Raw genomic sequence first — 24,510 nt, forward strand, 5'->3', positions numbered from 1 at the left:
CGACGGCACCGGCCTCCCGGCGCCGCGAACGCCAACGAGAAGAGGAACCTGCCATGTCGTCCGTCGTCGTCGAGGGCGTCGCCAAGTCGTTCGGCAGCCGCGTGCTGTTCGAGGACCGCTCCTTCGCGGTCGAGCCGGGTCAGATGACCGCCCTGACCGGGCCGTCGGGCTCGGGGAAGTCGACCCTGCTCAACTGCGTCGGTCTGCTCGAGACGCTGACTGCCGGGTCGATCACCGTCGACGGTCGCGACATCACTCGGCTCCGCCCCTCCGGGGCGCGCCGATTCCGTCGCGACACGCTCGGCTACCTGTTCCAGAACTACGCGCTCGTGGACAACGCCTCGGTGCGTGCCAATCTCCAGATCGCCCGTGCCCCCGGTCACCGGGGCGGCCCGGGGCTCGGGATCGACGAGGCGCTCAAGCGCGTCGGGCTCGACGGCATGGAAGAGATCCCCGTCTTCCAGCTCTCCGGTGGCGAGCAGCAGCGGGTCGCGCTCGCGCGGCTGCTCGTCAAGGCGCCGACGGTCGTCCTCGCGGACGAGCCGACCGGTGCGCTGGACCGGGACAACGCCGAGATGGTGCTCGAGTCCCTGCGCGGCCTGGCTGACGACGGTGCTGCCGTGCTCGTCGCCACCCACTCCCGCCACGTCGTCGACGCGTGCTCCGACGAGGTCCGGATCGGCTGACGGCCCGTCGGCGCGACCACGCTGGGTGTGGGGCACAGCCGACGGGTCTAGGGTGACCGGCATGTCCGACGCGACGACGCCGAGCGCGGCGTCCCCCGAGGCGTCCCCGGTCCCCGGGGAGGCGCAGCGCATCCACGTCACGCTCTCGACGGCCAGCGTCTACCCGCGCAAGGCCCCGTACGCCTTCGAGGCGGCGGCCGACCTCGGGTACGACGGCGTCGAGGTCATGGTGTGGTCCGACGAGACGACCCAGGACGCCGCGACGCTCCGGCGGCTCGCCGCCGAGCACGACGTCCCGATCCGCAGCATCCACGCGCCGACGCTGCTCGTGAGCCAGCGCGTGTGGGGGCGCTCGCCCGGCCCCAAGCTCCGGCGCAGCGTCCGGCTCGCGCAGGAGGTCGGGGCGAGCACCGTCGTCGTGCACCCGCCGTTCCGGTGGCAGTACCGGTACGCGCGCGAGTTCGAGGACCTCGTCGGCGAGCTCGACGAGACCGAGGGCGTGACCATCGCGGTGGAGAACATGTACCCCTGGCGCAGCCGCAAGCGCGAGATGCAGGCCTACCTGCCGGGCTGGGACCCGTCCGAGCACGGCTACGAGCACGTGACGCTCGACCTGTCGCACGCCGCCGTCGCGCAGCAGGACGCGCTCGCGCTGCTCGACGTGTTCGACGGCCGTCTCGCGCACGTCCACCTGGCCGACGGGTCGTCGTCGATCACGGACGAGCACCTCGTCCCCGGTCGCGGCGACCAGCCGTGCGACCGGGTCCTCGCGGAGCTCGTGCGGCGCGGCTGGTCCGGCGACGTGGTCGTCGAGATCTCGACGCGCCGCGCCCGGACCGCGGCCGAGCGTCGCGAGGACCTCGCGGCGTCCCTGTTCTTCGCGCGCACCTACCTCACGCCCGGGCCGCACCCGGGCTACGAGCCACCGCCCGGCCACCCGCACCGCCACGCCGACGCCTGGGGCGAGGAGGACGCGCGGGACGGCGCGGAGGACGCGGGCACGGACGACGACGTCGCGAAGGCGGCCGGGACGGCCTGACGCGCCCGCTGACGTAGGCTCGGCGATCGTGGCTCGCGTCAACGGTCTCCTCGCCGACACGACGCCGTTGCGCATCTCGCCGCCGTTCCGACGGCTGTGGTGGGGCCTCGGCATCTCCAACCTCGGTTCACAGCTCACGGTCGTCGCCGTCGGCCTCCAGGTCTACGCGCTCACGGGCTCGTCGCTCGCGGTCGGGGTGCTCGGCATCTGCGCCCTGGTGCCCCTCGTCGTGCTGGGCCTCTACGGCGGCGCGCTCGTCGACGCGTACGACCGCCGCAAGGTCGCCCTCGCGGCGTCGACCGCCCTGTGGGTCATCACGGCGCTCATCGCGGTCCAGGCGTGGCTGCACCTGAACTCGGTGGGCGTGCTCTACGGTCTCGTCGCCGCGCAGTCGGCGGCCTTCGCCATCAACAACCCGGCGCGGTCGGCGATCATCCCGCGCCTCGTCGAGCCACGGCTCCTGCCCGCCGCGAACGCGCTCCAGACGATCGCGTGGAACGTCGCGCTCACGGTCGGCCCGCTGGGCGGCGCGTTCCTCGTCGCGCTCTGGGGCTACCAGGTCGCCTACACGATCGACGCCGTGCTCTTCACCGCGGCGCTGTGGGCGGTGTGGCGGCTCCCGGACATCCCGCCCCTCACCGGCGACGACGCCCCGCAGCCCGCGCAGGCGGGGCGGCGGCGCCGGGTCGCGGGGTGGCGGTCCGTCGTCGACGGGCTGCGGTACCTCGCGACGCAGCCCAACGTCCGCACCACCTTCCTCGCCGACCTCGCCGCGATGGTGCTCGCGTCCCCGCGCGTCCTCCTGCCCGCCGCGGGCGTCGTGTTCCTCGGCGGGGGCGAGGCGACGACGGGCGTGCTCGCCGCGGCGTTCGCCGTCGGGGCGGTGCTCGCGGGGGTGTTCTCCGGCGGGCTGTCGCGCGTGCGCTGGCAGGGTCGCGTCATCGTGTGGGCCATCACGGGCTACGGGCTCTCGATCGTGCTGTTCGGCCTCGTCCTGGTGGGGGTCGGGGCGACCAGCCCCACGACCGTCCTCGTGGGCGGGGTCGTCGCGGCGAGCGTCGCGCTGGCGCTCGCGGGCGCGTCCGACGCCGTGAGCTCCGTCTTCCGGCAGACCATCCTGCAGACCGCGACGCCCGACGACATGCGCGGCCGGCTCCAGGGCGTGTTCATCGTCGTCGTCGCGGGCGGGCCACGGCTCGGCGAGCTCGTGCTCGGCGCCCAGGCGACGTGGGTGGGCGAGGCCTGGGCCGCCGTCGCCGGGGGCGTGGCGTGCGTCGTCGTGCTGTGGGTCGTCGTGCGGTCGCAACGGAAGTTCTGGCGCTACGACGCCCTCCACCCCGAGCCCTGAGGCGGGCGCTCAGCCGATGCGCGTGGCGCCGATCCGCTCGATGCGGTCGCGCCCCCAGTCGCCGAGCGACTCGAGCGCCGCGTTGAGCGCGCTGCCGTGCTCGGTGAGGGAGTACTCGACGCGCGGTGGCACCTCGGGGAACACCTCGCGCACGAGCAGGCCGTCGGCCTCCATCTCGCGGAGCTGCTGGGCGAGCACCTTGTCGCTCACCCCGGGCAGCCCGCGCTTGAGCTCGGCGTACCGACGCACGCCGTGGTCCTCGAGCTCCCAGAGGACGAGCGACTTCCACTTGCCGCTCACGACGTCCATCGCGGCGTCCAGCCCGCACACGTAGGGGCCGCGTCGCGCGGTGCTCGTGGAGGTGCTCGCGGAGGTGCCCGCGGAGGTGCCGCCGGGCGTCGCCGCGCCGGGGGAGGTGCGGACCGCCGTCGTCGTCATCGTTCGCTCCTTCGTCGCAGACCGGTTCCGTGCCGGGCGGCGCCCTGACCTGCACGCTCACCCTGAGGTGAGAACCCCACCTCGAAGTGCGTTCTTCCCGGGCGACCGTACGTCGGCGAGCGTGGACGGCGAGGGCACGCCGCGCCGTCGGCGGCCCGGGCACCACCACCCGACCCGGAGGAACGATGTCTGACCAGCCTGCACGACCCTCGGAACGCGCCGTCACCGTCCTCGGCCTCGGCGCGATGGGCAGCGCCCTCGCGGCCGCGACCGTCGCCGCCGGTCACCGGACGACTGTGTGGAACCGCACGCCGGGACGGGCGGGCGCGCTCGTCGAGTCCGGCGCCCGTGAGGCGGCGACGGTGCGCGACGCCGTCACCGCCTCGCCGCTCGTCGTCGCGGTCGTCCTCGACCACGCGTCGGTGCACCAGACGCTGGACCCCGTCGCGGACGCGCTCGCGGGCCGGGCGCTCGTCAACCTCGTGACGACGACGCCCGAGGAGTCGCGCGAGCTCGCCGCCTGGGCCGCGGCCCACGGCATCGACTACCTCGACGGCGGGATCATGGCCGTCCCGGGGATGATCGGCGGGCCGGGGGCCGAGGTCCTGTACAGCGGGTCGCGCGCCGCGTTCGACGACGCCCGGCCCGTGCTCGACACGTGGGGCGAGAGCACGTGGCTCGGCGAGGACCCCGGCCTCGCGCCGCTCTACGACCTCGCGCTGCTCGCGAGCATGTACGCGATGTTCGCGGGCTTCTTCCACGGCGTCGCGATGGTCGGGACGGCCGGCGTGAGCGCGACGGACTTCGCGCGCCGAGCGGCACCCTGGCTCGTCGCGATGACGTCGGGGCTCGCGGAGTACGCGGACGTCGTCGACCGCCGCGACTACGGGGGGCCCGGGCAGCAGAGCCTCGCGTTCTCGGACCCGTCGGACATCATCCGCGCGAGCGAGGAGGCCGGGCTCGCGACCGACGTCGTCGCGGCCGTCCAGGCGCTCGTGCACCGCCAGATCGACGCCGGCCACGGAGCCGACGGGTTCGCGCGCGCCGTCGAGAGCATCCGGAGTCCCGTCCGCACCCCCGTCAGCGACGCCACCGCAGGAGGAGCCCGATGAGCACGCCCGCACCCGTCACCCTGATCGGTCTCGGCCCGATGGGCCGGGCCATGGCCCGCACGCTGCTCGCCGCGGGCCACCCCGTCACCGTGTGGAACCGCACGCCGTCGCGTGCCGACGCGCTCGTCACCGAGGGCGCGGTCCTCGCCGCGTCGCCGGCCGAGGCGGTGGCGGCGAGCGACGTCGTCGTGCTGAGCCTGACCGACTACGCGGCGATGTACGACGTCCTGGGCGCGGCGACCGAGACTCTGCGCGGCCGGACCGTCGTCAACCTCAGCTCCGACACCCCGGAGGCGACGCGCGTCGCCGCGCGGTGGGCCGCCGACCAGGGCGCGACCCTCGTGACCGGGGGCGTCATGGCGCCGCCGCCGATGGTCGGGACCGCGGAGTCGTACGTCTACTACTCCGGTCCGGAGGCGGCGTTCCACGCCCACGAGAGCATGCTCGCGCTGCTCGGCGCGCCCCGCTACCTCGGTGCCGACCCGGGGCTCGCGCAGCTCCTGTACCAGGCGCAGCTCGACGTGTTCCTCACCGCGCTGTCGGGCGTCGCGCACGCGGCAGCGCTCGCGCAGGCCGCCGGGGTCCCGCCCACGCAGTTCGTCCCGGAGGCGCTGCAGACCCTCGTCGACACGCCTGCCATGCTCGGGGCCGACGGCGCGGCGGGCGCGGAGTTCGAGACCGGCGTGCACCCCGGGCACCTGAGCACCGCGACGATGATGGGCGCGACCGCGGCGCACGTCCTCGGGGCGAGCGAGGAGCTCGGCGTCGACGACGCGCTGCCGCGCGCGGTCCTGTCGCACTACGAGCGCGCGCTCGCGGCCGGTCACGGGCGGGACGGCTGGACGGCGATCTTCGAGGTGATCAAGGCGCAGCCGGTCGCGGCGCAGAGCGTCGGTGGCGCGGCCTAGGCTCGGGCCGTGCCACCCAAGAAGCCGACGACCGAGCCGCCCGTGATCGACCCCGTCGTGCTGGACGACCTCCAGCGCGGCGACGCCTACGACCTCGAGGCGGAGGCCGACCTCGAGGGGTTCGAGCTCGTCGACCTCCGCCTCGACCGGCTCGACCTGCACGGCGCGAGCGTGTTCTCCACGCGGCTCGACCAGGTGCGCGCCGACGAGGCGGACCTCGGGGCGGTGACGCTCACGGAGGTGGTGCTCGACCGCCTCGACGTGCCCGTGCTGCGCGGGACGCGCGGCCGGTGGCGCGAGGTCGAGGTGCACGGTGCGCGCCTCGGCTCGGCCGAGCTCTACGAGTCGTCGTGGGCGGGGGTCCGGTTCGTGGGCTGCAAGCTCGGGTTCGTCAACCTGCGCGGCGCGACCCTGCGGGACGTGGTGTTCACCGACTGCACGATCGACGAGCTCGACCTCGTCGCGGCGGACGCGCTGCGCGTGGCGTTCGAGGGCACGCGCGTCCGCCGGCTCGACGTGCAGGCCTCCACGCTGGCGCACGTCGACCTGCGCGGCGCGGAGATCGACGAGCTGAGCGGGATCGAGTCCCTGCGCGGCTCGACGATCGACTCCATGCAGCTCGCGCGCCTCGCCGCGACGTTCGCGCACAGCCTCGGCATCACGGTGACGGACTGATGGCGCCCGCCGCGGCCGAGGTCCTCGTCGCCGGGCCGGCGTCGTGGAACCTCCTCGTCCAGCTCGACGAGCTGCCCGCGCCCACGCCCCACACCGTCTTCGCCCGGTCGCACCGCGCCACCGTGGGCGGGACGTCGGCGGGCAAGGCGCTCAACCTCGCCCGCCTGGGCCGGTCGGTGCTGCTGCGCACCGTCCTCGGGGCGGACGACGACGCCGCGCGGGTCCGTTCCGTGCTCGAGGGCGCGGGCGTCTCGGTGCTCGCGGAGCCCTCGCCCGACGGGCGCACCGAGAGCCACCTCAACCTCATGGACGACGACGGCGGGCGCGTCTCGGTCTACCTGCGTGCGCCGGGCGAGGTGCCCGCGCAGGGCGCGTCGTGGGACGCCGCGGTCGCGGCGCTCGACGCGGCGGCGGCCGTCGTCGTGGACCTCGCGGTCCCGGCGCTGCCCGTGCTCGACCTCGCGGTGTCCCGCGGGCGCGACGTCTGGGTCGACCTCCACGACTACGACGGCGAGTCCGCGTTCCACCGGCCGTGGGTCGAGGCAGGGACGCACGTGTTCCTCAGCGGGGACCGGCTGGAGGACTGGCGCGGCTTCATGTCCGCGCGGGTCGACGCGGGCGCGCGGCTCGTGGTGTGCACGCACGGGTCGCGCGGCGCCGTCGCGCTCACGCCCGAGGGAGGGTTCGTCGAGGTGCCCGCGGAGCACGTGCCGCACGTCGTCGACACGAACGGTGCGGGCGACGGCTTCTTCGCGGGCTTCCTCGACGCCCACCTGCGCGGGGCGGGCGTCGAGGAGGCGATGACGGCGGGCGCCCGGCACGCGGCGCGCGTCGTGCAGAGCCCGGACCTCGTCCCGGCCTGACCCGCGACGCACGGCGACCGCGTGCCGGCCGGCGGGTGCCGGTCAGCGCACGGCGCCGACCTGCTCGGCCACGGGCGCGACGTCGTCCGCCTCGCGCAGGGCGGCGACGGTCGCCGCGCCGCGGTCGCGGAAGTGGCCGACGAGCGACAGCAGCAGCCCGAGCACGGCCCATCCGGTGAGCACGAGCCAGGGGAACGTCGTGTCCGCGGCGGGGAAGTACGACAGGTCGCGCAGCAGCGTCGCGGACGCGCCCGGCGGGAACCACTGCCCGACGGCGCCCCACGGGCTGAGCAGGAACTCGACCGGCATCGCGGCCGCGGAGAGCGGGTTCGCGACGAGCAGGAACAGGACCGGCCCGACCGCGATGCCGGGGCGGCCGAGCACCGCGACGGCTCCGACGATCGTGCCCCCGATGCCGAGCAGCGTCAGCCCCACGGCGAGCGAGTCGGCGAGGTACGCGCCGTGCAGGCCGCCGAGCCCGTGCAGGATCCCCGCGATCGCGAGCCCGCCGACCACCGAGTAGACCCCGAGCGCCGCGACGCGCCGCCATACCCCGACGACCGCGAGCGAGATCGCGATGCCGCCGACCATCCCGCCGAGCACGAGCGGGAACGACGCCGCGGCGAGGGTGGACCCGCGCGGGTCGTCGACCGAGAGCGGGACGACGTCGGTCACCGCCACGGTCGGGACCGCCTCGGCGGGCGCACCCTGCGCCGCCGCGGCGGCGTCGACCTGCGCCTGGAGCGCGGGCTGGAGCCCGGCGAGGAGCTGCGCGACGGCGGGGCTCGCCGCCGAGGCGGCGAGGACCTCCGGCTGCTGGCCGAGGACGAGCGCGCCGTACGCGTCGCGGGACTCGACGAGGTCGACGGCCGCGTCGCGGTCGGCGACGGCGACGAGCTCGATCGCGCCCTCGGCGTTCTGGTCCAGCCCGGCCTGCACCTGGGCGACGACGGCGGGGTCGCCCGCGGCCGCGACCGGGAGGTCCTTCGGCTCGGCGGTGACGGAGGGCCAGAGGAATGCGAGGACGACGACCGCGACGAGGGCGACGAGCCCGACGGCGGTCGTCACGACGCGCGGCCAGTGCGTGTGCGGGGCGGCGGAGCTCATGGGGAGACCTCTCGTAAAACGAATGTTCGTTCTCTATAGGGTCGACCTGCCCGTCGCCTCCTGTCAAGAACGATCGTTCGGTTTAGGGTGGGCGGATGCCCCGGGTGAGTGACGAGTACCGAGCGCAGCGGCGCGACGACATCGCCGCCGCCGCCCTGCGCGTGTTCCGCCGCAAGGGCTTCGCCGCCACCTCGATGGCGGAGATCATCGCCGAGTCCGGACTGTCCGCCGGGGCGATCTACGGCTACTACGACTCCAAGATGGCGATCGTGCACGACGTCGCGGGCCGGATCGTCGGCGGGCGCATCGCCGACGTCGAACGGCTCGCCGAGCGCGACCCGCTCCCTCCGCCGTCCGACCTGGTCGGCGTCCTCATGCACGGGGTGGTCCGCGAGATCGGCAGCACCGCGATCCTGCTCCAGGTCTGGGGCGAGGCCGTGACCGACCCGCGCATCCTCGAGTTCGCCTCGGCCGTCCTCGCCCGCCTGCGCTCGGTCTTCGCCGACTACGTCGCCGCCTGGCACGAGCGCACCCACGGCCTCGACCCCGCACGCGCGGCCGAGCTCGGCGCCGAGCAGGCGCCGCTGTTCGTCGCCGCGTGCCAAGGCTTCATCGTCCAGAGCGCGCTGATGGGCGACTTCGACCCCGACGCCTATCTCGACCGCACGACCGGCCACCTCCCGCGCTGACTCCGCCCGGCCGACCTGGGGTCTCCGTCGCGCGACCGAGGTTCTCCCTCGTGGGCGCGGCGATTCTCGGGCCGGGTCGTCGCTGCGGGCCGGGGTCGTGCCGCGGGGTCGGCCGTCAGGCGAGGCCGGTGTCGCGGGCGACGATGGCCGCCTGCATGCGGGTCGCGACGCCGAGCTTGGCGAGGACGCGCGAGACGTGCGTCTTGGCCGTGGCCTCGGTGATGTAGAGGTCGGTCGCGATGCCCTGGTTGGAGAGGCCGCGGCCGAGCGCCGCGAGCACGTCGACCTCGCGGGGCGTGAGGTCGGCGAGCCGTGGGTCCTGTGCCGAGCCGTGCGCCTCGGCGTGCGGCCCGGCGGCGGGTGCCGGGGGGCCACCGGCCGTGCCCGACGTCGGCCCTGCGGCCGAGGGGCCCGGCTGGCCCGGGCGGGCGGACGAGCCCGGGCGCGGGGCGCCGTCGGGCACCGGGCCGCGGGCGAACGCGGCGAGGAGGCGGCGGGTGACCTCGGGCGCGAGGACGCCGTCGCCGTCGGCGACGCGGCGGACCGCGTCGATCAGGGCGGCAGGCTCCGCGGTCTTGAGGAGGAACCCCGCGGCACCGGCGCGGAGCGCGCCGTCGACGTACTCGTCGAGGTCGAAGGTCGTGAGCACGAGCACCTCGGCGAGGCCCTCCGCGGTGATGGCGCGGGTGGCCTCGATGCCGTCGACCCCGGGCATGCGCAGGTCCATGAGCACGACGTCAGGGCGCAGCGCCCGGGCGTTGGTGATCGCGGCCGTCCCGTCGGACGCCTCGCCGACGACCTCGACGTCGTCCGCGGCGTCGAGCAGGAGACGCAGGCCCGCGCGGATCGCCGCGTGGTCGTCGGCCAGCAGCACCCGGACCGGGCGGCGTGTCACGCGCTCTCCCTCTCGCTCGGACGGGCCGCGACCGGGACGGACGCCCGCACGACCCACCCGCCGGCCGCCGTCGGCCCGGCCGCGAAGGTCCCGCCGAGGCCGTCGGCGCGCTCCCGCATGGTCAGCAGGCCGGTGCCCGCGCTGAGCGGGCCGTCGACCGGCGGCGCGGCTCCCGGTGCGCCGTCGTCGCGCACCTCGAGCGCCACGGTGGCCCCGTCCCGGGAGAGCCGCACCGTGACGGGCGAGCCCGGTGCGTGCTTGACCGCGTTCGTCACGGCCTCCTGCGCGATCCGGAACAGCGCCTGGTCCGCGGCCGCCGGCAGCGGGCCGGTCGCGACGCCGTCCGGGTCCTCGAGCACGACCGTCGTGGTCGCGCGCGCGGCGGCGAGGAGCGCGTCGAGCCCCGCGAGCCGACCGGGCGCGGCGACGGCGTCGAGGGCGGCGCCCGCGCCGTCGTCGCGGCGCCCTTCCGACCGGAGCAGCAGGATCATCGACCGCATCTCGTCGAGGGACGCGACGGCGCTGGTCCGCACCTGCTCGAGCGCGGCCCGGTCCTTGGCGGCGTCGGGCGGGAGCGCGAGCGCGGCACCGGAGTGGATCGCGATCGTCGACAGGTGCGACGCGATGACGTCGTGCAGGTCGCGCGCCATCGCGGCGCGCTCGGCCCGGACGGCCTCGTGCCGGTCGAGCTCCGCGATGCGTTCGAGGTCGCTCGCGCGCTGCCGCTCCAGGTCGGCCGTGCGGGCCGCGGCCTCGGCCTCTCGCGCTGCGAGGTCGGCACGCTCGCCCGCCAGCTCGGCGAGCTCGCTCTTGGTGCGCACGTTGGTCGCCCACCACATCGGCACGAGGAGGACGGCGCCGAGCTGCAGCCCCATGTAGACGAACTCGCGCACGTCGCGGGCCGCCTCGCCCGCCGCGACCGACCCGCCGACCGCGACCGTCACCGCGACACCCCAGAGCCACGCGCGCGCCCGCGGCCCGGACCACAGGGCCGCGGCGTAGAGCAGGTCCCACAGGACGAGCGTGACCGCGAGGCTGCCGCCCCACCGCAGGTCGACGACCATGACGGCCACGCCGCCGAGCAGCGCGAGGATCGGGTGCGCGCGCTTGACCAGGATGAGGAGGCAGCCCACCCCGAGCAGCGCGACGCGCCACCACGGCTCCGCCGGCTCGACGACGAACGGCGCCCGCACGAGCCCGACGAGGCCCACCTCGAGGAGGACCCACCCGAGGACGAACGTCGTGACGGCGGAGAACAGGTCGTTCCGGCGGTCCTCGATGCGCCAGACCTGGGGGAGCGACCGGGCGGCGGCCCGCCACCGGCCGGGGCGTCCGGGCGCGACGGGGCGCGCCCCGCCCGCGTCGCCGTCCTCCACCCTCACGCACCCATCCCAGCACAGCGCGGCGTCCCCCGGATCGGCCGAACGGTGTACGACGGCCGCGCCGTCGCCCCGCGCGGGGTCCGCCGAGGGTCCCGGGTCGGTCGTTCGCCCGACGACGGGACGCGCCCCGGAGGCGAGGCTCGACGGCATGGACATCCCTCTCGACCTCGACGCCGTCGGCGGGCCGGGTCTCGGCCTCGCCGCGACGGCGGGCGTGCTCGTCGTGCTGGCGCTCATCGACTCCACGAGCTTCGGCACGCTCCTCATCCCGGTCTGGTTGCTGCTCGCTCCGGGCCGCCTGCGTGCCGGGCGCGTGCTCGTCTACCTCGGCACGGTCGCGGCGTTCTACCTGGCCGTCGGGATCGTCGTGCTGCTGGGCGCGGGAGCGTTCCTCGACCGGTTCGGTGACGCCCTGGACACGCGGGCCGCCGCGATCGTGCAGCTCCTCCTCGGGATCGGCCTGTTCGCGCTGTCCTTCCGGTTCGACAGCAAGCGCGCGGCCCGGCGGGACGCGCGCGCGGCCGCCGCCGCACCGGCGACCGTCGGCGCACGGCCCTCCGTCCCGGGCGCCGACGGAACGGGCGACGCGCCCGGCGGGGGGCGAGGGACGACGTCGGCCCCGCGTCCGGGACGGCTGTCCCGCTGGCGCGAGCGCGCGCTGGGGATCGAGGCGGACGCGGCCGGTGCCGGTGCGGTGCGGACCCGTCCCTCCCTGCTGCCGCTCATGGGGCTCGCGCTCGGCGCCGTCGCCCTGGAGGTCGGGACGATGCTGCCGTACCTCGCCGCGATCGGGCTGCTCACGACGTCGGACGTCGGCTGGCCCGCGACCGGCGGCATCCTCGCCGCCTACTGCGTCGTGATGATCGCGCCCGCGCTCCTGCTGCTCCTCGGTCGGCTCGTCGCGGCGCGCGCGGTCGACCCGCTGCTGCGCCGGCTCGACGCATGGCTGACGAGGAACGCGACCGACATGACCGGCTGGGTGCTGGGGATCCTCGGCGTCCTGCTCGCGCTGAACGCGTTCGGCCGCCTCGGCTGGACCTGAGCGGGCCCCAGCCGTGCCGCACCCCGCACGACGGCGGCCCGCCCGGAGGTCCGGACGGGCCGTCGTCGTGCACCGGCGGGAGCCGGTCAGGGTCAGTGCGAGGTGCCGTTCGACGCCTTCTCGCCCGAGCCCGTGAGCTGCGTGCCCGCGAGGTTCGCGATGAGCTGGTTGATGTCGACGCCGGTGAGCTGCTTGATGACGCCCTGGCCCTCGCCGAGGACCGACGCGACGTTCTTGGTGACTGCGGACGCGCCGTCGGTCGAGACGACGGTCATGCCCTGGATGTTGCCGATCGGCTCGGCAGCGGCACGCACGATCTCGGGCAGGCGCTCGATGAGCTCCTGCACCAGGGCCGCCTCGCCGTACTTCTGGAGCGCGTCGGCCTTGGCGTCGGTCGCCACGGCCTCGGCGCGACCCTCGGCCTCGATCGCGGCGGCGCGGGCCTCACCCTCGGCCTTGATACCGGCGGCGAGGGCGACCTGGCGGTCGCGCTCGGCCTCACCGGCGCGGCGCACGGCCTGCGCGGACGCCTCGGCGTCCTGGATCGCGGCCGTCTTGTTGGCCTCGGCGATGACGGTGCGCTTGTACGCGTCCGCCTCGGTCGCCGCGTTCGCGGCGTCACGACGCGCGTTCGCCTCCTGGACCTCGGCGTACGCCTTGGCCTCGGCAGGCTTGCGGATCTCGATGTCGAGGCGCTCCTGCGTCACCCGGGCCTGCTCGGCGAGCGCCTCGCGCTCCTGCTGCGCGACGAGGCGGTCCTGCTCGGCGCGCGCGAGCTGGCCCGCGGCCTCGGCCTCGGCGTTCGCGCGGTCGGTGTCCGCCTTGATCGCGGCGCGCTTGAGGTCGAGCGCCTTCTGGCGCTCGGCGATCTGCTCGGCCGCGTCGATGACGGCGAACTCCGACGCGCGCTGCGCCTCGGCCTCGGAGACCTCGGCGACCTGGCGGGCACGGGCCGACTCGGCACGACCGAGGTTCGAGAGGTAGTCCGAGCCCGGCGTCGAGATGTCGGAGATGTTGAGCAGGTCGACCTGGAGGCCCTGCTCCGAGAGGTCGGCCTTGGTGGACTCGACGACGCGGTCGGACAGGCCCTTGCGGTCGGAGATGATCTGCTCGATCGTCATGTCGCCGACGATGGAGCGCAGCGAGCCCTCGAGGGACTCCTTGATGATCTCCGTCAGCGTGCCCTGCTGGGAGAGGAAGCGCTGGGCCGCGCGGCGCACGCCCTCCTCGTCACCGCGGACCTTGAAGTTGATCGACGCCTTGATGGCGATCTTGATGCGGTTCTTGTCCACGCCCTCGACCGTGATGCCGATCTGGCGCTGCTCGAGCGAGATGGAGAAGCCCTGCTGGAGGATCGGCCAGACGAACGTGCGGCCGCCGACGACGACCTTCTGCCCGCTGCCCGCGGCCTCCCTGCGGCCCGCGCCGCGGCCGACGATGACCAGGGCCTCGTTCGGCGGGACGCGGCGGATGCGCTTGCTGATGAAGATGACCACCGCGAAGAACGCGATGACCAGGGCGACGATCGCCAGGGTCGTGATGAGGTTCGTGTCGTCGAACATGGTCCGCGCCGGGGCGCGACTCCTTCCGTGGGTGCGTGCAGGTCAGGGCGTGCGGCGGTGCGGGACGGGCCGGTCAGGGTCGAGCCCGGCCGGTCCGGCCGGTGGTGCGGTGCGCGGCACCCGCCGACGACGCGGGGCGGCGTCGCCGGTCGGGGTCGGCCGTGCGGTCAGTCGTTGGGGTAGTGGCGCTGGACGCGCACCCGGCTCCCGGACTGCTCGAGCACGACGACGCGCGCGCCCTCCGGGATGGGCTCGTCCGCCCAGGCGAGGCGGCGCTCGAGCTCGTGCGCGGCGTCGAGCGAGACCTCGCCGCGGGCGGGGTCGATCGCCGTCGTCGCGGTGCCCTGCACGCCGACGAGGGACGTGGGCACACCGTCCTCCGACTCCCGCAGGTGCTTGACCAGGGCCTGGACGAGCACCATGACGACCAGCGCCACGACGAGCGACCCCACGTACGCGAGCCACGTCGGCAGGTCGTTGGAGGCCACGATCACGCCGACGGCGCCGAAGACCACGCCACCCACACCGAGCGTCGTGCCAGAAACGGCACCGTCACCGAGGTCGACGATCTCGCCGACGAGCAGCGAGAGGAGCAGGAGGGCGAGTCCGGCGATGCCGATGACGATGAACGCGATCATGCGAGGTCCCCTTGCTGCGGCGGGCGGCCGTGCGTGCGGTTGTCGTGTGGACTTGTCGTTCCCGACGTGGCGTGTGGAGTTGTCGTGAACGTACGCACACCTTACCGTGACCCGACCATGCCGTGGGGCGATCCGGGCCTTCGTCACATGGGGAGCACTCCCCGTGCTCCGGCGTCTCGCGCGGCGCCCGTCAGGCCGCGGCGAACCGGGCACGCACCACGAGCCCGCCCCCGTCGCGCGGCACGGCGCGCACGGTGCCGTCGTGAGCCGACGCGACCGACCGGACGATGGAGAGCCCGAGCCCGACGCCTCCCCGGACGAAGCCCGCGCTGCGGTCCGCCGCGGCGCCGTCGCGGCCGAGCCGCCGGAAGGGCTCGAACAGCGACTCGACCGCGGAGGACGGGACCACCGGCCCGGAGTTCTCGACCCGCACCTCGACCGCCCCGCCGACGTGGCGCGCGGACACCTCGACGAACCCGCCGGGATCGTTGTAGCGGACGGCGTTGTCGACCAGGTTCTGCACGAGACGCTCGAGCAGGACCGGGTCGCCGGACGTCGTGGCGCCGCCGTCGTCGGGCACCGTCCCGGCGCCGGGCCCGTCGCCGCCGTCCGGGACGACCCGCAGCTCGACGCCGGCGTCACGCGCCGCCGCGGCCGAGGCGCGCCGGACCTGGTCCACGACCTCGGCGAGGTCGACGGGCGAGCGCTCGCCCGGCGCCTGGTCCGCGGCGGCGAGCGTGAGCAGTCCCTCGATGAGCCGCTCGTGCCGCGCGTTCACGGCGAGCAGGGTGTTCCCCAGGTGGCGCGTCGGCGGCGGGACGTCCGGGTCCTGCAGCGCGACCTCGAGCACGGTCCGGTTGATGGTCAGGGGCGTGCGGAGCTCGTGCGACGCGTTCGCGACGAAGCGCCGCTGCCCGTCGAACGAGCGGTCCAGCCGCTCGAGCATCGCGTCGAAGGTGTCCGCGAGGTCCTTCATCTCGTCCGGGGGGCCGTCGAGCGCGATGCGCTCGTGCAGGTTGTTCTCGGCGACGCGGCGGGCAGTAGCGGTCACCCGGTGCAGGGGTGACAGGACGCGCGTGGCCATGACCCACCCGAAGCCCACCGCGAGCACGCCGAGCACCGCGAGCGCGACGACCGACCACAGGAGCACCGAGCCGAGGGTCTCGTCCCGGGCCTCGCGGTTCTGGGTGAGGACGAGGTCGCGGACGTCCTGGAGCGTCGCGGCGTCGGTCGTCCGCACGGCGGCCCACGAGTCGATCGGCGAGTCGAGGATCGTCGCGGTCGGCGCGGCGGTGGCGACCGACGCCGGGACGCCGTCCAGCGGCACGGCCGCGGTGAGCGGCGCCGTCGTCCCGTACGTGACCTCGTACGCGGCGATACCGACCGTGTCGAGCGGCTGGCGGTCGACCGCGGCGGCGACGAGGACGTACATGACCGTCACCAGGACGGCCCCGGCGAGCGCGAACGCGCCGCCGTAGACGAGGGTGAGCCGGGCGCGGAGCGTGAGGCGCGCCCTCACGGGACCCGGTACCCGACGCCGGTCACGGTCTCGACGAGCCCGGGATCGCCCAGCTTCTTGCGCAGCTGCATCATCGTGAACCGCACGACGCCGGTGAACGGGTCGATGTTCTCGTCCCACACCTTCTCCAGGAGCTGCTCGGCGGACACGACCCCGCCGTCGGCGCGCAGGAGCTCCTCGAGGACGCCGAACTCCTTGCGCGCGAGCGGTACGTACCGCCCGTCCCGGTAGACCTCGCGCCGCGACGGGTCGAGCCGCACCCCGGCCCGCTCCAGGACCGGAGGCACGGCCGGGCGGGCGCGCCGCCCGAGCGCGCGGACCCGCGCGAGCAGCTCGACGAACGCGAAGGGCTTCGCGAGGTAGTCGTCGGCGCCCAGGTCGAGCCCGTCGACGCGGTCGCGGACGTCGGCGGCCGCGGTGAGCATGAGGACCCGCGCGTCGAGGCCCGAGGTCACGATCGCCCGGCAGACGTCGTCGCCGTGGACGCCGGGCAGGTCGCGGTCGAGCACGACGACGTCGTAGTCGTGCACGCCCACGCGGTCCATCGCGGCGCGCCCGTCGAGCGCGACGTCGACGGCGATCGCCTCGCGGCGCAGGCCCGTCGCGACGGCGTCCGCGATGAGCTCCTCGTCCTCCACCACCAGTACCCGCATGGCGACGATGGTGGGCCGCACCCCTGTGAGGTCTCTGTGAGGTCCCGCGCTCACGGCTGCCTCACGGCGCTCCGGATGTCCTGGGACGCGTCCCCCGCACCTCCCAGGACAGGAGTCACCATGACTGCACGCACCCGACCGGCCGGAGCGGCACGCACCCTGCTCGCTCTGGTCCCCCTGCTCGCCCTCGCGGCGTGCGGCACCGCCGACGACGGCCCCGGCGTCGCGAGCGCCGACGGCGCGGGCGCCGCCCAGGACGAGGAGACGACCGGCGCCCCGGGGGGCGGCGACGACGCGGCGGCGGACCTCGACGACGACGAGCTCGCGCTCGAGTTCGCCGCGTGCATGCGGGACAACGGCGTCGACATGCCCGACCCGGACACCGAGGGCGGCGGGATGGCCGTCACGCTCGGCGGCGACGGCACCGACCCCGCCGACATCGACGCCGCGTTCGAGGCGTGCAAGGAGTTCCTGCCGAACGGCGGCGAGCCGGTGGAGATGAGCCCCGAGGACCTCGAGGCGATGCGCGCGTACGCCCAGTGCATGCGCGAGCACGGCATCGACATGCCCGACCCCGACCCCGACGGCGGCGCCGTCGCGATGCCGGCGATGCCCGCGGGCGACGAGGAGTTCCAGGCCGCGATCGAGGCGTGCGACGAGGCGGCGCCGATGCTCGGGACCGACGAGTGAGGCGGCCGGGCGGCCGGGCGCGGCGGACCGTCGTGGCCGGGAGCGCCACCGCCGTGGCGCTGCTCGCGGCGTCGGCGTTCGCGCTCTGGGGGCCGGGCCGTGGCACCGAGCCGGACGACCCCGGCGCGACGGCCGCGCGCGAGACCGCGACCGTCACGCGCGAGACCCTCGTCGAGCGGACGAGCGAGAAGGGCACGCTCGGCTACGGCGAGACCGCCGTGCACGGCACCCAGGGCGGCGGGACGGTCACGTGGCTCCCCGAGGTGGGCGCCGTCGTCGGGCGGGGCGAGCCGCTCTTCCGCGTCGACGAGCGGCCCGTCGTCCTGCTCGTGGGCGACCTGCCGATGTACCGCGACCTCGGGCTGGGGTCGCGGGGCGAGGACGTGCGCCAGCTCGAGGCGAACCTCGCCGCCCTCGGCTACGGCGGGTTCACCGAGGACGACCGCTTCACGGACCGGACGAGCGCCGCCGTACGGCAGTGGCAGAAGGACCTGGGGGTCGAGCGGACGGGCCGGGTCGGCCCGGACCTCGTCCTCGTCCAGCCCGGCCCGCTCCGGGTCGCGGAGCACGAGGTGCCGCTCGGTGCGCCCGCCGGGCCCGAGCTCGTGGCCACGACCGGGACGGAGCGGTCCGTCGTCGTGGACCTGGACCTCGACCGGCGGCGGCTCGCGGTCGAGGGCGCCGCGGTCTCGGTGCGCCTGCCCGACGGGACGACGACGGACGGGACGATCACCGCCGTCGGCCCGCCGGAGACCAGCGACGACCCGAACGGCGGACCCGGCGCCGAGACGACGACGGTCCCGGTCACCGTGGTGCTGGCCGACGGCGCCGAGGCCGCCGAGGACGGCCCGGTGAAGGTCGAGCTCGTGTCGGCGGAGCGCGCCGACGTGCTGACCGTCCCGGTGGCGGCCCTCCTCGCGCTCGCCGAGGGCGGGTACGGCGTCGAGGTCGTGGACGAGGGGGCGGCGGGGCCCGGCCGGGTCGTCGCCGTCGAGACGGGCATGTTCGCGGACGGTCGCGTCGAGGTCACGGGTGACCTCGCCGAGGGCGACGTCGTCGTGGTGCCGTCATGAGGGACGACTCGCCCGTCGTCACGCTCCACGACGTGTCCCGGACCTATCCCGGCGGGGTCACCGCGCTCCACGACGTGCACCTCGACGTCGCCCGCGGCGAGCTCGCGGCCATCGTGGGCCCGTCGGGGTCGGGCAAGTCGACGATGCTCAACGTCATCGGCACGCTCGACCGCCCGACCTCCGGCCGCGTGCTGGTCGACGGCTTCCTCGTCGCCGACCTCACCGACCGCGAGCTGTCGGCGCTGCGCGCGAGCCGGATCGGCTTCGTGTTCCAGCAGTTCCACCTCGCGGCGGGCGTCTCGGCGCTCGACAACGTCGCCGACGGGCTCCTGTACCGCGGGGTCGCGCGGCGCGAGCGCCGCCGTCGCGCGGGCGAGGCGCTGGAGCGGGTCGGCCTCGCGCACCGGCTCGACCACCGCCCCCACGAGCTGTCGGGCGGGGAGAAGCAGCGCGTCGCCATCGCGCGGGCGGTCGTCGGGGAGCCCCCGCTGCTGCTCGCGGACGAGCCGACCGGCGCGCTCGACACGGCGTCGGGACGGGGCGTGATGGACGTGCTGCGCGGCCTGCACCGCGACGGCACGACGGTCCTCGTCATCACGCACGACCGGGAGCTCGCCGCGTCGCTGCCCCGGCAGGTGGTCATGCGCGACGGCGGCGTGGTGGACGACGCCGGCCCCGGCGGTCCCGTGCCGCTCGCCGCCGCCTCGGCGGGCGGGGAGGCGGCGTGCTGAGGCCGGCGCGGCTGCGGCCCGCGGACCTGCTGCGCGTCGGCGCCACGGGTCTGCGCACACGGCCTCTGCGCGCGGTGCTGTCGGCGCTGGGCATCGCGATCGGGATCGCCGCGATGGTCGCGGTCGTCGGCATCTCCACGTCGTCGCGCGCCGAGCTGGACCGGACCCTGGAGGCGCTGGGCACGAACCTGCTCACCGTCGCTCCCGGTCAGACCCTGTTCGGCGAGGACGCGACCCTGCCCGAGGAGTCGGTCGACATGGTGCGCCGCATCGGGCCGGTGCTCTCCGCGACCTCGGTGGGGCGGCTCGACGCCCACGCGTACCGGAGCGACCTCGTGCCCGAGGGGGAGTCCGGGGGCATCGGCGTGTACGCCGCGGACCTCGACCTCCTCGACACCGTCGGCGGCCGGGTGCGCGACGGCTCCTGGCTGACCGAGGCCACGGGACGGTTCCCCGCCGTCGTCCTGGGCCACAAGACCGCGGAGCGGCTGGGCATCACCGAGCCGCGCTCCGACGTCCCGGTGTGGGTCGGCGACCGGTGGTTCACGGTCGTCGGGATCCTCGACCCCGTGCCGCTCGCCCCCGAGATGGACCTCGCCGTCCTCGTCGGGCGCGACGCGGCCGCCACGTACCTCGACTGGGACGGGAGGCCGACGCGCATCTACACCCGGACCCACGAGGCCGCGGTCGAGCAGGTGCGGGCCGTGCTCGGGCAGACCGCCAACCCGGCGGCGCCGAACGAGGTGGACGTCTCGCGCCCGTCCGACGCGCTCGCCGCCCAGGAGGCGACGGACCGCACGTTCACGGGCCTGCTGCTCGGGCTCGGGGCCGTCGCGCTGCTGGTCGGCGGGATCGGCGTCGCGAACACGATGGTGATCTCGGTGCTGGAGCGCCGGGCGGAGATCGGTCTGCGGCGCGCCCTGGGTGCCACCCGGGGGCAGGTCCGGGGCCAGTTCCTCGTCGAGTCGCTCGTGCTCTCGGCGCTCGGCGGTGCGGCGGGCGTCGCGATCGGCTACGTCATCACCGCCGGGTATGCGGGCTCGCAGGGCTGGCCCGTCGCGGTGCCGCTCGTCGTCGCGCTCGGGGGCGTGGGCGCGACGGTCGCGATCGGTGCCGCGGCGGGCCTCTACCCGGCCGTCCGTGCGGCGCGGCTCGCTCCCACCGAGGCGCTCGCGACGCCGTGACCGGGGTGCCCCGAGTGCTCGCCGTCGTCCTCCGACGGCGGCGAGCACGCCGGGCGCGGCTCAGGCTCCCAGCGCGTCGAGCATCCGGCCGAGGTTCGCCCGCGCGGTCGCGGCGTAGCCCTCGACCCACTCGCCCTCGTAGGCGCGCGGCACGACCTCGACCACGAGCAGGCACGCGAGATACGCCCGGTACAGGCTCAGTCGCGCCCAGGCGTCCGCGTCGCCCGCCCCGGGCGTCCCGTCGCCCAGGCCCAGCTCCGGGCCAGGCTCCAGGCCGGGAGCTCTGCCGGCCGCGGCGTAGCCCGCGAGGAGGTCGGGGTCGACGGCCCCGACGCCGAGCTGGTCCGCGCCCGCGAGCTCGAAGAGCGGGTCGCCCCACAGCGACCGCTCCGCGTCGAGCACCCCGACGATCGTGAGGTCGTCGGCGTGCTCGGCGCTCCCCGGACCGTCGTCGGCGCGCCCGAGCAGCACGTTCCCGGGCCAGAGGTCCGCGTGCACGAGCCGGGGGACCGTCACCCGGGCGAGCAGGTCGCGGTGGCGCGCGACGGCGTCGAGCACGCGGGTCTCGGGGAGCTCCACGCCCCAGCGGCGCGCGTCGTCGAGCACGGCCCCGACCATGCGCGCGAACGCGTCGGGCCAGGTCGCCGCGGTGAGGTCCGACGCGCTTGCGGGGTACCCGAACCGGTCGCCCGTGATCCCGTGCAGACTGGCCATGAACGACCCGAGCCCCCGGCGCACGACGGCGGTCGCCGCGGCGTCGAGCTCACGCCCGCTCCACAGGGCGCCGTCGAGGAACGTGACGACGAGCGCGTCGCCGTCCACGTGCGCGCGCGTGAGGTCGGTGTGCAGCACGCGCGGGACGGGCAGCCCGGCCGCGTGCGCGGCCCGGTAGGCGGCGTCCTCCGTGGTGAGGATCCCGTGCTCGTAGCGCAGCAGGCGCGTCGTGTCCGCCCCGGTGACCTTGACGACGACGCGCGCCGGGACGCCGTCGGGCCCGCCCCCGTCCGGGCGCGGGGCCAGGTCCACCGCGAACACGCTGGCGAACATCCCGCCGCTCAGGGCCTCGGCCCGCACGGCCTCGCCGAGCGGGGCCACGATCGCGGCGAGCTGGTCGTGGGTGACCGACGTCTTGGTGAGCACCGCGCGAGCCTAGCCGCGCGCCGTCGGGCAGGGCGAGGGCCCTCCGGCCCGCGCCCTTCCGAGACGTTCCCCGCTACGGGCGCGGGACGTTGCGCAGGTTCGCGCGCGCCATCGACACGACCTCGCCCATGCCGCCGCCGAGGACCTCCTTGCTCATCGCGACCGCGAACCCGCGGACCTGGCCCGCGGTGATGTTCGGCGGGATCGAGAGCGCGCGGGGGTCCGTGACGACGTCCACGAGCGCGGGCCCGGGGCGGTGCAGGGCGTCCTGGAGCGCGCGGCGCAGGTCCTTCGGCTTCTCGACCCGCACCGCCGGGATGCCGATCGCGTTCGCGACCGCGGCGTAGTCGACGTGCGGCGACTCGGTGCCGAACATCGGCAGGCCGTCGACGAGCATCTCGAGGCGCACCATGCCGAGGCTCGCGTTGTCGAAGAGGACGACCTTGACCGGCAGGTCGTAGTGCTTGAGCGTCACGAGCTCGCCGAGCAGCATCGAGAGCCCGCCGTCCCCGGCCATCGCGACGACCTGGCGGTCCGGCTGCGAGGCCGCGACGCCGATCGCGTGCGGCAGCGCGTTCGCCATCGACCCGTGGATGAACGACCCGATGACGCGCCGCCTCCCGTTGGGCGTGATGTACCGCGCCGCCCACACGTTGCACATGCCCGTGTCGACGGTGAACACGGCGTCGTCGGAGGCGACCTGGTCGAGCGTGTCGGCGACGAACTCGGGGTGGATGGGCGTCGTGCGCTCGACCTTCTTGGTGTACGCGCCGACGACGCCCGTCATCGCCTTCTCGTGCTTGGACACCATCGAGTCCAGGAACTTGCGCGACCGCGCCTTCTTCACGAGCGGCAGGAGCGCGCGCACGGTCTCGCCGACGTCGCCCACGACCGCGAGGTCCAGGCGGGTGCGGCGGCCGAGGTGCGTCGGGTCGACGTCGACCTGGGCCGTGCGGACCGACTCGGGCAGGAACTGGTCGTACGGGAAGTCCGTGCCGAGCAGGATCAGCAGGTCGCAGTCGTGCATCGCGTCGAACGCGGCGCCGTAGCCGAGCAGGCCGGACATGCCGACGTCGAACGGGTTGTCGTACTGGATGAACTCCTTGCCGCGCAACGAGTGGCCCACGGGCGCGGCGATCTTGTCCGCGAGCGCGATCACGTCGTCGTGCGCGCCGCGCACGCCCGCGCCGGCGAAGATCGTCACCTTCTTCGCGGCGCCGATCGCGTCGGCGAGCTGCTGGACGGCGCCCGCGTCGGGGACGACGCGCGGGGGCGCGGGCCGGCACGCGACGTCGGGCACGGCGGCCGGGGCGTCGAGGTCCGCGACGTCGCCGGGGAGCGTGAGGACCGAGACGCCGCGCGCGCCGTAGGCGTGGTGGATCGCGGAGTTGATGACCCGCGGCGCCTGGTCGGCGCTCGAGATCATCTCCGAGTAGACCGAGCACTCGGTGAACAGGCGGTCCGGGTGGGTCTCCTGGAAGAACCCGGTGCCGATCTGCTTGCTCGGGATGTGGCTCGCGATGGCGAGCACGGGCACGCGCGACCGGTTGGCGTCGTACAGGCCGTTGATGAGGTGCAGGTTGCCCGGCCCGCACGACCCCGCGCAGACCGCGAGGCTGCCCGTGACCTCGGCCTCGGCGGCCGCCGCGAACGCCGCCGCCTCCTCGTGGCGCACGTGGATCCACTCGATGCCCTTGCCCGCGTTCTCGCCCGTGTTGGACCGGTGCACGGCGTCGACCACGGGGTTGAGGCTGTCGCCGACGATGCCGTAGATCCGCCGCACCCCCGCCTCGATGAGCTGCGCGACGAGCAGGTCGGCGACGGTCCGGTTGCGCTTGTCGACGGGGGAGCGACCGATTCCGAACGGCATGACGTACCTCCACGGCTGGGCTGGGGTCGTCTCCCATCGTGCGCCGGGCGCGCGCGGGCCGCAGCGCGAGCCGACGTCTCGTGCGTCACCCTCGCCGCGCGCCTGCCCGGTGCCGAACCCGGGGTTGCGCGTCACCGGCGGCGCCAGGTGACGCGCAACCCCGGGTTCGGCGTGCTGAGGTGAACGGAGAGCCCGGGTTCGGTGTCAGGGGCGGGCCGCCACCGACGGGGTGCGGCGGCGCGCGACGGCCGACGCGGCGTCGGCGACGGCGAGCTCGCCGTGGATCCCCGCGCCGGCCATGACCCCCCCCGCCGCCGACGCGCCGACCTGCGCCATGAGGTCGCTCGAGTTTCCGGCCGCCCACACGCCGGGGACGGCGGTCATGCCCCGTGGGTCGGCGGGCACGAACCGGCCGGCGGGGTGGTCCTCGAGCGCCCCGCCGAGCTGTTCGAACAGCTCGCCGCGCGCGACGAACCGCGGCCCGACGACGACCGCGTCCACCGCGAACGACGTCCCGTCCGCGAGGACGACCGACCGCACCGACCGGCCGTCGACGTCGAGGCGTGCGACCTCGCCCTCGACCACGCGCACGCCGAGCGCCGAGAGCTGCTCCCACGTGGCGTCGTCGGGCTCGGGCGCGGTGTGCTGGAAGAGGGTGACGTGCGGGGTGAGCTGGCGGAACAGCAGCACCTGGTGCGCCGCGGCGGGGCCGGTCGCGAGGACCGCGATCCGCTGCCCGCGCACCTCCCAGCCGTGGCAGAACGGGCAGTGCAGCACGCTCGACCCCCAGCCCTCCCGCACGCCCGGGACGTCGGGGAGCTCGTCGACGAGACCGGTGGCGAGCAGGACGCGTCGCGCGCGGACGCCTCCGCCGTCGTCGAGCGTCAGCGTGAAGCCGGACTCGGCGTCGCCGGCGGCGTGCACGACGCGCGCGTCGCGGACCTCGGCGCCGTAGCCCTCGGCCTCGGCGCGCCCTGCGGCGAGCAGCTCGTGCGGGGGGACGCCCTCGCGCCCGAGCAGGTTGTGCGCGCCCTCCGCGGGCGCGTTGCGCGGCTCGCCGGCGTCGAGCACGACGACGGAGCGCAGCGACCGCGCGAGCGTCACCGCGGCGCTCAGCCCGGCGGGTCCGCCGCCGACGATCGCGACGTCGTGGGAGGTGTGGCTGGTGGCGGTCGTGGTCATGACTCTCCTCAGCAGGGGACGGTCCGGTGTGCTGGGTGCAGGAAAGAGTCGCGAAGAGGGGCGTGGGTGGCGACTCCTTCCTGC

Annotated in this window: 24 protein-coding genes; 13 read left to right on the forward strand and 11 right to left on the reverse strand. The window is 75.4% G+C overall.

The annotated features are described in order from the left end of the window. Positions 1-53: 53 nt before the first annotated feature. The 3 genes from JOE63_RS03790 to JOE63_RS03800 all read left to right on the forward strand — a co-directional run bounded on the left by JOE63_RS03790 (position 54) and on the right by JOE63_RS03800 (position 3,073). Complete coding sequence (locus JOE63_RS03790) at positions 54-686, forward strand: ABC transporter ATP-binding protein (protein ID WP_204539266.1); 633 nt, start codon at positions 54-56, stop codon at positions 684-686. 61 nt (positions 687-747) lie between these two features. Next, positions 748-1,725: a sugar phosphate isomerase/epimerase family protein gene (locus JOE63_RS03795; protein ID WP_087472699.1), complete on the forward strand. Its 978-nt coding sequence runs from the start codon at positions 748-750 to the stop codon at positions 1,723-1,725. 28 nt (positions 1,726-1,753) lie between these two features. Continuing rightward, the gene (locus JOE63_RS03800; protein WP_087470812.1) at positions 1,754-3,073 is read left to right on the forward strand and encodes an MFS transporter; all 1,320 of its coding nucleotides are present in this window, start codon (positions 1,754-1,756) and stop codon (positions 3,071-3,073) included. A gap of 9 nt (positions 3,074-3,082) precedes the next feature. Here the strand turns inward: JOE63_RS03800 and JOE63_RS03805 are convergent, their stop codons facing one another. Then, positions 3,083-3,511, reverse strand: a complete 429-nt coding sequence (locus JOE63_RS03805; RefSeq protein ID WP_204539269.1) for a winged helix-turn-helix transcriptional regulator — start codon at positions 3,509-3,511, stop codon at positions 3,083-3,085. A gap of 185 nt (positions 3,512-3,696) precedes the next feature. Here JOE63_RS03805 and JOE63_RS03810 point away from each other — a divergent pair, with 185 nt between their 5' ends. The 4 genes from JOE63_RS03810 to JOE63_RS03825 are packed head-to-tail and all read left to right on the forward strand — an operon-like array spanning position 3,697 to position 7,069. Beyond that, entirely contained in the window at positions 3,697-4,623 is a 927-nt protein-coding gene (locus JOE63_RS03810; protein ID WP_087470814.1) for an NAD(P)-dependent oxidoreductase, read from the forward strand. After that, complete coding sequence (locus JOE63_RS03815; RefSeq protein WP_204539272.1) at positions 4,620-5,531, forward strand: NAD(P)-dependent oxidoreductase; 912 nt, start codon at positions 4,620-4,622, stop codon at positions 5,529-5,531. The genes JOE63_RS03810 and JOE63_RS03815 overlap by 4 nt, the downstream gene beginning before the upstream one ends. 9 nt (positions 5,532-5,540) lie before the next feature. Beyond that, positions 5,541-6,206: a pentapeptide repeat-containing protein gene (locus JOE63_RS21610; protein ID WP_204539275.1), complete on the forward strand. Its 666-nt coding sequence runs from the start codon at positions 5,541-5,543 to the stop codon at positions 6,204-6,206. Continuing rightward, on the forward strand, positions 6,206-7,069 hold the full coding sequence (locus tag JOE63_RS03825; RefSeq protein WP_204539278.1) for a carbohydrate kinase family protein: 864 nt from the start codon (positions 6,206-6,208) through the stop codon (positions 7,067-7,069). The genes JOE63_RS21610 and JOE63_RS03825 overlap by 1 nt, the downstream gene beginning before the upstream one ends. Before the next feature lie 42 nt (positions 7,070-7,111). On the opposite strand, the gene JOE63_RS03830 is transcribed toward JOE63_RS03825, so the two are convergent. Continuing rightward, the gene (locus JOE63_RS03830) at positions 7,112-8,176 is read right to left on the reverse strand and encodes an ABC transporter permease (protein ID WP_204539281.1); all 1,065 of its coding nucleotides are present in this window, start codon (positions 8,174-8,176) and stop codon (positions 7,112-7,114) included. A gap of 95 nt (positions 8,177-8,271) precedes the next feature. Here JOE63_RS03830 and JOE63_RS03835 point away from each other — a divergent pair, with 95 nt between their 5' ends. Continuing rightward, complete coding sequence (locus JOE63_RS03835; protein WP_087470819.1) at positions 8,272-8,865, forward strand: TetR/AcrR family transcriptional regulator; 594 nt, start codon at positions 8,272-8,274, stop codon at positions 8,863-8,865. A 115-nt stretch (positions 8,866-8,980) separates the two neighbouring features. Here the strand turns inward: JOE63_RS03835 and JOE63_RS03840 are convergent, their stop codons facing one another. Then, the gene (locus tag JOE63_RS03840; RefSeq protein ID WP_087472700.1) at positions 8,981-9,760 is read right to left on the reverse strand and encodes a response regulator; all 780 of its coding nucleotides are present in this window, start codon (positions 9,758-9,760) and stop codon (positions 8,981-8,983) included. Beyond that, on the reverse strand, positions 9,757-11,142 hold the full coding sequence (locus JOE63_RS21615; RefSeq protein WP_204539284.1) for a sensor histidine kinase: 1,386 nt from the start codon (positions 11,140-11,142) through the stop codon (positions 9,757-9,759). The genes JOE63_RS03840 and JOE63_RS21615 overlap by 4 nt, the downstream gene beginning before the upstream one ends. Positions 11,143-11,290: 148 nt before the next feature. Here JOE63_RS21615 and JOE63_RS03850 point away from each other — a divergent pair, with 148 nt between their 5' ends. Beyond that, the gene (locus tag JOE63_RS03850) at positions 11,291-12,184 is read left to right on the forward strand and encodes a GAP family protein (protein WP_204539287.1); all 894 of its coding nucleotides are present in this window, start codon (positions 11,291-11,293) and stop codon (positions 12,182-12,184) included. A 92-nt stretch (positions 12,185-12,276) separates the two neighbouring features. On the opposite strand, the gene JOE63_RS03855 is transcribed toward JOE63_RS03850, so the two are convergent. The 4 genes from JOE63_RS03855 to JOE63_RS03870 all read right to left on the reverse strand — a co-directional run bounded on the left by JOE63_RS03855 (position 12,277) and on the right by JOE63_RS03870 (position 16,556). Beyond that, on the reverse strand, positions 12,277-13,746 hold the full coding sequence (locus JOE63_RS03855) for a flotillin family protein (RefSeq protein WP_087470822.1): 1,470 nt from the start codon (positions 13,744-13,746) through the stop codon (positions 12,277-12,279). A 167-nt stretch (positions 13,747-13,913) separates the two neighbouring features. Next, positions 13,914-14,384: an NfeD family protein gene (locus JOE63_RS03860; protein WP_087470823.1), complete on the reverse strand. Its 471-nt coding sequence runs from the start codon at positions 14,382-14,384 to the stop codon at positions 13,914-13,916. A 190-nt stretch (positions 14,385-14,574) separates the two neighbouring features. Further along, the gene (locus tag JOE63_RS03865; RefSeq protein ID WP_204539290.1) at positions 14,575-15,903 is read right to left on the reverse strand and encodes a sensor histidine kinase; all 1,329 of its coding nucleotides are present in this window, start codon (positions 15,901-15,903) and stop codon (positions 14,575-14,577) included. Further along, the gene (locus JOE63_RS03870) at positions 15,900-16,556 is read right to left on the reverse strand and encodes a response regulator transcription factor (protein ID WP_087472702.1); all 657 of its coding nucleotides are present in this window, start codon (positions 16,554-16,556) and stop codon (positions 15,900-15,902) included. Before JOE63_RS03870 ends, JOE63_RS03865 begins: the two co-directional genes overlap by 4 nt. A 120-nt stretch (positions 16,557-16,676) precedes the next feature. Here JOE63_RS03870 and JOE63_RS03875 point away from each other — a divergent pair, with 120 nt between their 5' ends. Genes JOE63_RS03875 through JOE63_RS03890 form a run of 4 tightly spaced genes read left to right on the forward strand, consistent with a single transcriptional unit; the run spans position 16,677 to position 20,234 of the window. After that, positions 16,677-17,246 carry a hypothetical protein gene (locus tag JOE63_RS03875; RefSeq protein WP_204539293.1) on the forward strand — a complete coding sequence of 190 codons (570 nt, stop codon included), beginning with the start codon at positions 16,677-16,679 and terminating at the stop codon, positions 17,244-17,246. Between the two features lie 32 nt (positions 17,247-17,278). Then, the gene (locus JOE63_RS03880; RefSeq protein ID WP_204539296.1) at positions 17,279-18,319 is read left to right on the forward strand and encodes a peptidoglycan-binding protein; all 1,041 of its coding nucleotides are present in this window, start codon (positions 17,279-17,281) and stop codon (positions 18,317-18,319) included. Then, positions 18,316-19,050 carry an ABC transporter ATP-binding protein gene (locus tag JOE63_RS03885; protein WP_204539299.1) on the forward strand — a complete coding sequence of 245 codons (735 nt, stop codon included), beginning with the start codon at positions 18,316-18,318 and terminating at the stop codon, positions 19,048-19,050. The genes JOE63_RS03880 and JOE63_RS03885 overlap by 4 nt, the downstream gene beginning before the upstream one ends. Continuing rightward, complete coding sequence (locus JOE63_RS03890; RefSeq protein WP_204539302.1) at positions 19,044-20,234, forward strand: ABC transporter permease; 1,191 nt, start codon at positions 19,044-19,046, stop codon at positions 20,232-20,234. The genes JOE63_RS03885 and JOE63_RS03890 overlap by 7 nt, the downstream gene beginning before the upstream one ends. Positions 20,235-20,294: 60 nt before the next feature. Here the strand turns inward: JOE63_RS03890 and JOE63_RS03895 are convergent, their stop codons facing one another. From JOE63_RS03895 to JOE63_RS03905, 3 genes are all read right to left on the reverse strand, one after another. Beyond that, entirely contained in the window at positions 20,295-21,374 is a 1,080-nt protein-coding gene (locus JOE63_RS03895) for a phosphotransferase family protein (protein WP_204539305.1), read from the reverse strand. Positions 21,375-21,447: 73 nt separating this feature from the next. Continuing rightward, entirely contained in the window at positions 21,448-23,244 is a 1,797-nt protein-coding gene (locus JOE63_RS03900) for a pyruvate dehydrogenase (RefSeq protein ID WP_204539309.1), read from the reverse strand. Between the two features lie 204 nt (positions 23,245-23,448). Beyond that, on the reverse strand, positions 23,449-24,426 hold the full coding sequence (locus tag JOE63_RS03905) for an NAD(P)/FAD-dependent oxidoreductase (protein ID WP_204539312.1): 978 nt from the start codon (positions 24,424-24,426) through the stop codon (positions 23,449-23,451). Between the last annotated feature and the right edge of the window lie 84 nt (positions 24,427-24,510).

Source organism: Cellulosimicrobium cellulans (genome assembly GCF_016907755.1).
GTDB classification, from domain to species: domain Bacteria; phylum Actinomycetota; class Actinomycetes; order Actinomycetales; family Cellulomonadaceae; genus Cellulosimicrobium; species Cellulosimicrobium cellulans_D.